The organism is Microcoleus sp. S13_C3, assembly GCF_036700905.1.
Taxonomy (GTDB): domain Bacteria; phylum Cyanobacteriota; class Cyanobacteriia; order Cyanobacteriales; family Microcoleaceae; genus Microcoleus.
In genome coordinates, this window is record NZ_JAUBPT010000231.1 from 1 (window position 1) to 9,275 (window position 9,275).

The window sequence follows — 9,275 nt, forward strand, 5'->3', positions numbered from 1 at the left end:
TTTTTGAGCAACAGCTTGCCTGAGATTCAAAGGTGGCTACTTTTAGCTGCGCTCATTTTTTAGTCTAAACTACAGTAGATGATACCCTCCCAGAAAAGCCGGAAGCCTTAACCCTCAACCTCAAATATGTCGGCACTGGCTACGCCCTCGACCCGGTGTATCAAACCGCCGTCCTGCAAATTGCCGATAACGACCAACAGAACAGCGCTAATAGCCAAAACGGGATGCGCCAAACCGGAACCTCCGGCAACGATACCCGCACCGGAACCGAAGGCGACGATAATCTCTCTGGCAATGAGGGTAACGATGTCTTGCAAGGACTGGCTGGTAACGACCAACTGAGGGGCGGTGCAAGCGATGATAGCCTGCTCGGAGGAGAAGGCAGCGACAAATTAGAAGGAAACTTCGGTGCAGACATCCTCCAAGGCAACGCCGGAGATGATGCGATGGCAGGCGGTGCAGAAAACGACACCCTGGAAGGAAACGAAGGAAACGACCAACTGCAAGGAAATGCCGGCGATGACCAACTGAAAGGAAACACCGGAAACGACGTACTCGAAGGCGGTCTCGGCAACGATACCCTCGAAGGCAACGAAGAAAACGATTGGTTAGTGGGTGACGCAGGACAAGACATCCTCATCGGCGGTGCGGGTGTGGACTTACTCAATGGCGGAGACAGTGCCGATGTCTTCTACTTCAACGCACCTTCCGACGGCGGCGACTTAATCCTCGATTTTGACCCCACCCAAAAAGATAAAATTCAAATCTCCGCCACTGGGTTTAATACTAAATCCCTGGCCGACTTTAGCGTCCTAGCTGGGACTCTGGAATTCAAGGGACAAGAAATCGCGCTGATTCAAAACAACGGGCAAACCTACAATAACTTTCCTAACTTAGGTGAAATCCTTGAAATTGTAGACGCACCCACAGCCCAGCCTGCCCCGACTGCCGGTGAAATTTCCGCTCAAACCACCCCCAGTGTTGCCAATCCCGATTTAGTAAAAAAACCAGAAAAGACGATTCTTGATGACATTATCAAGCGGGGTCAGATTAAACTCGGCACCTCTTCTTCAGGGTCAGAATTTGACTTTGAATTTGTCCGTACTTTGGCAGCAGCGTTATTTGGGGATGCTAGCAAAGTAGAACGGGTAACAACCACCTTTTCAGAAGCCTTTGAACAGATAGTGGATGGTAATGTAGACATCGCTGCTCAACGGTCTACCCACTACCTAGGAGCGGATGCAGAGGATAACATCGATTTCAGTCCAATTTACTTCTACGATTACCAAGCGGTCGTCGTTCGCAAAGATAGCGGCATTGAGAATGCTTTAGGCCTCAAAAACCGTACCATTGGCATTATTGAAGGCAGTAACTCATTAGACGATTTACAAAATCAATTAAGCCCTGAAGGGGTTAAGTTTACACCCAAATTGTTTGAGTCCCTTGAACAAGTTGTCGCCGCCTACGAGCGAGGTGAAATTGATGCCTACGCCACTGACCGCGCCCTGATTCTGGAGCGCCTCGCCGACCCGGAAAATCACCGTCTGTTAGACGTAGAATTCTCCAAAGAACCTATTGCCCTAGCCTTACCCGAAAATGACTCGCAATGGGTCGATGTGGTGCGGTGGGTCAATAATGTCCCGATTCAAGCGGAAGAATTTGGAATTAGCTCTCAAAACATTGACAAAATTATTGAGGCTAATACCGATAAGAATCCGAATAATGACTCCAGTCCTGCGATTCGTCGTTTCCTGGGCTTAGAAGGCGATTTAGGAGCTTCTCTGGGGCTTCCCAAGGACTTCGCAGTAAACGTTATCAAACAAGTTGGCAACTACGCAGAAATATACGATCGGCACTTCCCTGGGCTAGATCGCGATCGCAATCTCCTCTCGAATGAGGGAGGTTTGTTTTATTCTCCACCGTTCTCTGGTACTAAGGTTGATGCGACTTTAATTGATAACGACGATCGCAACCTGCTGGCAGAAGTAGTGCAGCGCGGTACCCTGAAGCTAGGACTTCCCGGTAACAACCCCGGCTTTGCCGTGAAGCAAGCGAATGGCGAATATGTGGGCTTTGACGTTGACTTAGGACGTGCTATTGCTGCGGCTTTATTTGGCGATTCTACTAAGCTTGAAATTGAGGTTCAGTCGTTTAAGGATAGTTTCGCCAATACTGCTAATGGTGTGGTTGATGTCTCAGCAATGGGAATAACTCAAAACCTTGTGCGCGATGCGAGTTTGGGTGTTGACTTCAGTCCCACTTATCTTTACACCGGCCAAGGTGTTTTAGTCAGGGATAATACCGGTATAAGCGTTTTACCGGCTCTCAATGGTCGCCGAGTTGGTATTTTGGAAGGGGCAACTTCTTTACAAAACCTCCAAGATTCTTTAAGCAAGTACGGGGGTACGTTTATCCCTGTTAAGTTTGCCACAAATGATGAAATGTTTGTCGCTTACGATAAAGGAGAAATAGATGCTGTCTCAACTGACCTGACTATTATCAGTGCCCGAATTCCTACCTTATCCAATCCCGCACAGCATCGGATTCTCGATGAAGTTCTTTCTAAAGAACCTTTGGGCTTAATAACTGACGAAAATCAATCCAAGTGGGCAGATGTAGTACGTTGGGTTTATAATGCCTTAGTTCAAGCAGAAGAATATGGCATTACTTCAGCCAATATTGAGGAGTTAATCACCCAGAATACTGACGACAACCCCGTGAATAACTCTAACTCCGCCATTCGACAATTCTTAGGGTTGGAAGGGAATATAGGTGAAGCGCTAGGTTTGCCAAAGGACTTTGCTGCGAAGGCGATCAAAGCAGTAGGGAACTATGGAGAAATGTACGAACGTCATTTCAAGTCCAACGTTTTGCGTCGCGACAGTAACGCACTTGCTGCTGACTTTGGCTTGCAGTATTCCCTGCCTTTTTCTGGTACGACTGGGAACAATACAGTCATGAGCACTGAAGGCAATGACTTACTCAATGGCAACTCCGGCGACAATTCCCTCAATGGTAATAAAGGGAACGATACTCTCTATGGCGGTCAAGGCAATGATAGCCTGTGGGGTGGCAAAGGCAATGACTTCGTTTCTGGTGGCAAAGGCAAGGACATTCTCTTTGGCGGTAAAGGCAGTGATACTCTCAATGGAGATGCCGATGACGACTTGCTCAATGGTGGCAAAGGCAATGACATTCTCTTTGGCGGTAAAGGCAATGATATTCTCAATGGAGGTGCGGGTGACGACTTGCTCAATGGTGGCAAAGGAGGCGATACTTTTGTTTTAACGCCTGGAAATGGAACTGATACGATCGCAGATTTTACTATTGGTCAAGACTTATTAGAATTAGCAGGCGGCCTCAAATTTGAGCAGTTAACTATTACCCAAGGTACAGGCACTCAAGCCGGGGATACCCTGATCCGTCTTGTTAGCACTGGGGCAGTTTTAGCATCTCTGACTGACTCATCAGCTAGTTCTATCACTCCGGCAATGTTCACCTTAAACTAATAACGAACTTTCATAAAAAAGAAGGAACAAATTATTTAATCTTTGTTCCTTCTTTCCGAGTTTTCGATAAGTCAATCTACAGCTTGACTTCGATATCTACGCCGGCTGGCAAATCCAGTTTCATCAAAGCGTCAATTGTTTTTGCCGATGGCTGGTGAATGTCGATGATGCGGCGGTGCGTGCGGGTTTCAAAGTGTTCGCGAGAATCTTTGTCTACGTGGGGCGATCGCAGCAAGCAGTAAATCCGTCGTTTTGTCGGTAGGGGAATCGGGCCGATCGCTGTGGCGGCTGTCCGATTTGCTGTATCTACAATCTTTTCGCAGGATGCGTCTAGAATTCGGCGATCGAAAGCTTTGAGGCGGATGCGAATTTTTTGCTGTTGAATTGTTGCCATTTTTGTTTCTTGAATTTTCGAGGTTCAGTTTATTTTTAGTCATTAGTCATTAGTCATCAGTCATTTGTTATTTGTTATTTGTTATTGAACATTTAACCCATAACTACTAACAACTGCCCACTAACCTATAACTACTCACTACTCACTAAATAGCAGAAAAGCCTATTGACATTTGGCGGCTTTTCTGCTATTGAAGCTGTTATCGGAGTCCTACTTGAGGATTTTGGAAACAACGCCGGCGCCGACGGTGCGGCCGCCTTCGCGGATAGCGAAGCGCATTCCTTGTTCGATCGCGATCGGGTGAATCAACTCAACAGTCATTTTGATCCGGTCACCGGGCATCACCATTTCTGCTTCACTACCGTCATCAGCGGTGAACTGGTTGATCGTGCCGGTCACGTCAGTGGTACGGACGTAGAATTGAGGGCGATATCCAGAGAAAAAGGGCGTGTGCCGGCCGCCTTCTTCCTTCTTGAGGATGTACACTTCAGATTCAAACTGAGTGTGAGGACTGATGGATTTGGGCTTGGCAATCACCATGCCTCTTTCAATATCCGCCTTTAAAATCCCCCGCAGCAGTAGACCCACGTTGTCGCCAGCAATGCCTTCTTCCAACGACTTGGTGAACATTTCCACACCAGTCACCGTAGTGCTGCGAGTGTCCTTAATGCCAACCACTTCTACTGTTTCGCCGACTTTGATTGTGCCACGCTCAATCCGACCAGTAGCAACAGTACCCCGACCAGTAATCGAGAATACGTCTTCAACTGCCATCAAGAAAGGCTTGTCAACTTCGCGTTCTGGTGTGGGGATGTAAGAATCTACTTCTTCCATCAGCTTGTAGATTTTGTCAACCCACTCATTTTCGCCCTTGACAGTCTTGGGATTAGCAAGCATCGCTTCGAGAGCTTTCAATCCCGAACCTGTGACGATGGGGATGTCATCACCAGGAAAATCGTAAGAGCTCAAAAGTTCGCGAACTTCCAGTTCTACCAATTCCAACAGTTCAGCATCATCCACCATGTCTTCTTTGTTCAAGAAGACAACCAGGCTGGGAACGCCAACTTGCTTAGCTAGCAGGATGTGTTCGCGAGTTTGAGGCATGGGGCCGTCTGCCGCTGACACTACTAGGATGCCGCCGTCCATTTGAGCAGCACCGGTGATCATGTTTTTCACATAGTCAGCGTGTCCGGGGCAATCTACGTGGGCATAGTGCCGACCTGTGGTTTCGTATTCCACGTGGGCAGTATTAATCGTAATACCCCGTGCTTTTTCTTCAGGCGCAGCGTCGATGTCGGCGTAGTTCTTAGCCTTTGCTTGACCTAGTGCAGAGAGAGTCATCGTAATCGCGGCGGTCAAAGTTGTTTTGCCGTGGTCAACGTGACCGATCGTGCCGATGTTTACGTGGGGTTTATTCCGTTCAAATTTTGCGCGTGCCATTCTTGATCTGTTCCTTGTTTCTTTTAGCGATTTTAGACTTGAGATTTTAGACTCTAGACTTTGGATTCAATCCAAAATCCAAAATCTAAAATCCAAAATCATTAGTTCCCTTTGTTCTTAGCGATAATGGCTTCAGCCACGTTTCGCGGCACTTCTTCGTAATGGCTGAATTCCATTGTGAAGATGCCTCGACCTTGGGTTTTCGAGCGGATGTCAGTGGCGTAACCAAACATTTCTGCTAGTGGAACTTTTACAGAAACTTTGGCTATCCCCTGATCCGTCTCTTGACCTTCGATCTGACCCCGACGCGAGTTGAGGTCTCCGATGACGTTCCCGATGTAATCTTCGGGAACTTCAACCTCTACTTTCATCATAGGCTCTAGCAGCACTGGCGACGCCTTCATCACGGCTTCTTTGATCGCCATTGAACCGGCGATCTTAAATGCCATTTCTGAGGAGTCTACGTCGTGGAAAGACCCGTCTACCATAGTAGCTTTGAGGTCAATCACGGGATATCCTGCTACAATACCTGATTCGCACGCTTCTTTCATCCCTTGTTCTGCAGGGCCGATGTACTCTTTGGGTACAGTGCCACCAACAATTTTGGAGACAAATTCAAAGCCGCTTCCGACTTCGGTGGGTTCTAGTTCGATCACGACGTGACCGTACTGACCTTTACCGCCGCTTTGGCGGATAAATTTACCTTCGGCGCGGACGGATTTGCGAATGGTTTCGCGGTAGGCTACTTGTGGCTGACCCACGTTCGCTTCTACTTTGAATTCCCGCAGCATTCTGTCAACCAGGATTTCCAGGTGCAGTTCGCCCATACCGGCGATGACTGTCTGGTTGGTTTCTGGGTCAACGTTGACTCGGAAGGTAGGGTCTTCTTCCGAGAGCGACTGGAGGGCTTTGGAGAGCTTCTCCATGTCTTGTTTGGTTTTGGGTTCGACAGCCACCGAGATAACTGGCTCTGGAATAAACAGAGATTCCAGAATCACTGGCGCTCCTTCTTCGCAGAGGGTGTCGCCGGTGAAGGTGTCTTTCAAACCCAAGGCTGCTCCCAAGTCTCCGGCTCGGAGTTCCTCAACTTCTATCCGATCGTCCGCTTTGAGTACAATTAGGCGAGAAACCCGCTCTTTTTTGTCTTTGGTGGAGTTCAGGACGTAGGTTCCTTTTTTGAGGATACCGGAGTAGACGCGAACAAAGGTCAGGCGACCGTAGGGGTCAGCCATGATTTTGAAGGCCAGGGCTGACAGGGGGGCGTTGTCGTCGGCAAACCGCTCTGCTGTGTCGCCGTTGGGCAGGAGTCCTTGAATTGGAGGAACTTCCAAGGGCGAGGGCAGATAGTCGATGACTCCATCCAACAACAACTGAACGCCTTTGTTTTTGAATGCCGAACCGCACAACATGGGGACGATCGTACCTTCGACAGTGCCGTGACGCAGGGCCAAGCGGATTTCGTCTTCCGTTAACTCTTCGCCTTCGAGGTATTTCTCGGTGAGGGCGTCGTTGGTTTCTGCTACCGATTCGATCAGCTTGGTGCGGTATTCTACGGCTAGATCCTTTACTTCATCGGGGATTTCTACTTCCGCGATGTCAGTTCCCGTGTCGTTGTTGTAGATATAGGCTTTCATTTGCACTAAGTCTACAATTCCCCGGAAGTTTTCTTCACTGCCGATCGGGATTTGGATGGGTACGGCGTTCGCTCTCATTCGATCGCGAATTTGGCCGTAGACTTTGTAGAAGTTTGCCCCCATCCGATCCATTTTGTTGACGAACACGATCCTCGGTACTTTGTACCTATCGGCCTGTCGCCAAACTGTTTCGGATTGCGGCTGCACTCCCCCTACCGAGCAGAACACTGCGATCACTCCGTCGAGCACTCGCATCGAGCGTTCGACTTCGATCGTGAAGTCTACGTGTCCGGGAGTGTCGATGATGTTGATTTTGTAATCTTTCCAACTGGTGGTGATAGCAGCGGCAGTAATCGTAATTCCCCGCTCCCGCTCTTGCTCCATCCAGTCAGTGACTGCTGTTCCCTCGTGCACTTCACCCATTTTGTGAACCATGCCTGAATAGAACAGAATTCTTTCAGTTGTTGTTGTTTTGCCCGCGTCTATGTGGGCTGCGATGCCGATGTTGCGAGTTTTTTCTAGCGGGACGGTACGTGCCACAGCTACCTCCTTAATCTTGTGTTGCTGTTATAATACTATTATACTACACAGTAACCCTATTTTGCACTCCCCAGCGACTTACAAAAGTCTCAGGAGCTTATTGTTACATTTTAATATTTTTTGCAAGATTTGTTTACAAAAATATTAAGGATGCGACATGGAGGATTCAGAGAGTGCGTGAATTTTGAGTGCGTGAATTTTGAGTTTGCTTCACGAATCGCAACTGCGCCAAGAGAAGCAATCTCAACACTCAAAACTTACACTTTCCAATTTCTCACCCGATGCTTTTATACCGAACATCGCGCTCTTCTCCATGCCCGTTGTTGCAGTTAGTAGCGGTAGTGAGCAAAAGCCTTGTTAGCTTCAGCCATGCGGTGAGTTTCTTCGCGCTTGCGAATAGCACTCCCTGTTTCGTTAGCTGCATCCATCAGTTCGTTGGCTAGCTTGGCGGCCATTGAGCGGCCGGTGCGGGCGCGGGCAAATCTGATCAGCCAGCGGAGGGCGAGGGTTGTACCGCGATCGGAACGCACTTCCATCGGCACTTGGTAGGTGGCGCCACCTACCCGGCGGGCTTTGACTTCGACCAGGGGTGTTGCGTTTTTGACTGCTTTTTCAAACAAGTCTAACGGTTCAGCCCCTGTGCGTTCTTGGATTGTTTTGAGGGCGTCGTAGACGATGCTGGAGGCAACGGATTTTTTGCCGTGCTGCATGATCCGTCTCACCATCATGCTTACCAACCGGCTGTTGTAGGTTGGATCTGGTGGAACTGGACGTTTTTGAATAACTGTGCGGCGAGACATAGTTCTATTTGGGATTTTTGATTTTGAATGATTGAGTTTGGGGTTTTGGGATCACATCTCGATTTATGACGATCGAGCGTGCAATTGATCGGCGCGATCGGATTTATTTTTGCTTCCCAACCCCGACGAGCGGGCGAGTTCCGTGTTATTTTTTCTCTTTAGGACGCTTGGCCCCGTATTTGGAACGACCCTGCTTGCGGTCTTTCACCCCAGCGGTGTCTAATGTACCGCGAATGATGTGGTATCTAACTCCGGGGAGATCTTTTACCCGACCGCCCCGGATCATTACTACCGAGTGTTCTTGCAAGTTGTGACCGATCCCTGGGATGTAGGCGGTGACTTCAAAACCAGAGGTCAGCCGTACCCGAGCCACCTTCCGCAGCGCCGAGTTGGGTTTTTTCGGGGTGGTCGTGTACACTCTGGTGCAAACTCCGCGGCGCTGCGGGCAACTCTTGAGAGCTGGCGATTTGGTTTTTTTCTGCGTTTGTTCCCGTGCTGAACGGATGAGTTGCTGAATAGTGGGCATGAGTTACGGCATTTCTAGCTTTTTGCTGAATATAGTGATTTGGCTGTATCCGCACTGAAAGTCCCTTCCCCTCTGGGGGGACGGGATGAATGAAAATAATTATGGGTAAGTGAGGATACCAGACTCTGTATTGTACACGACGCGAGTTTCTTTGGCAAGAAATTTGCGCGATCGGCGATCGAACTTCCTTCCTTGCTGCAAGTTGGGAGGGGGCGAGCGCAACGGGAGAATGGTATGTGACATCCTATAATTTAGGCGCAACTATGATGATTTTCACAGCCGTCACCAAAATTTATGACGATCGCCATATCGCGCTTTTTCGATCGAATTACCATTGTGAGGAGATGCGCCTTAACTGCTACACAAAACTTGGCTAAACTTATTTAAGTCTCACCATTCAATCAGGATTGCTCCTGAAGGGTCTGCTTCCTG

Annotated in this window: 7 protein-coding genes; 1 reads left to right on the top strand and 6 read right to left on the bottom strand. The window is 48.7% G+C overall.

Going from position 1 to position 9,275, the window contains the following annotated elements:
- The first annotated feature begins 155 nt into the window (after positions 1-155).
- A complete protein-coding gene (locus QUA16_RS34085) occupies positions 156-3,509 on the top strand; it encodes a transporter substrate-binding domain-containing protein (protein ID WP_333108953.1) in 3,354 nt (1,117 codons plus the stop codon).
- Between the two features lie 76 nt (positions 3,510-3,585).
- Here the strand turns inward: QUA16_RS34085 and rpsJ are convergent, their stop codons facing one another.
- From rpsJ to QUA16_RS34115, 6 genes are all read right to left on the bottom strand, one after another.
- Positions 3,586-3,903, bottom strand: a complete 318-nt coding sequence (gene rpsJ, locus QUA16_RS34090) for a 30S ribosomal protein S10 (RefSeq protein ID WP_006632193.1) — start codon at positions 3,901-3,903, stop codon at positions 3,586-3,588.
- 210 nt (positions 3,904-4,113) lie between these two features.
- Positions 4,114-5,343 carry an elongation factor Tu gene (tuf, locus tag QUA16_RS34095; protein ID WP_333108955.1) on the bottom strand — a complete coding sequence of 410 codons (1,230 nt, stop codon included), beginning with the start codon at positions 5,341-5,343 and terminating at the stop codon, positions 4,114-4,116.
- Between the two features lie 101 nt (positions 5,344-5,444).
- Positions 5,445-7,517, bottom strand: a complete 2,073-nt coding sequence (fusA, locus tag QUA16_RS34100; RefSeq protein ID WP_333108958.1) for an elongation factor G — start codon at positions 7,515-7,517, stop codon at positions 5,445-5,447.
- A gap of 329 nt (positions 7,518-7,846) precedes the next feature.
- Positions 7,847-8,317 carry a 30S ribosomal protein S7 gene (rpsG, locus tag QUA16_RS34105; protein ID WP_006632196.1) on the bottom strand — a complete coding sequence of 157 codons (471 nt, stop codon included), beginning with the start codon at positions 8,315-8,317 and terminating at the stop codon, positions 7,847-7,849.
- Between the two features lie 145 nt (positions 8,318-8,462).
- Positions 8,463-8,843: a 30S ribosomal protein S12 gene (gene rpsL, locus QUA16_RS34110; protein WP_006632197.1), complete on the bottom strand. Its 381-nt coding sequence runs from the start codon at positions 8,841-8,843 to the stop codon at positions 8,463-8,465.
- A gap of 99 nt (positions 8,844-8,942) precedes the next feature.
- Positions 8,943-9,086, bottom strand: coding sequence for a hypothetical protein (locus QUA16_RS34115; protein WP_333108961.1), 144 nt, complete (start codon positions 9,084-9,086; stop codon positions 8,943-8,945).
- Between the last annotated feature and the right edge of the window lie 189 nt (positions 9,087-9,275).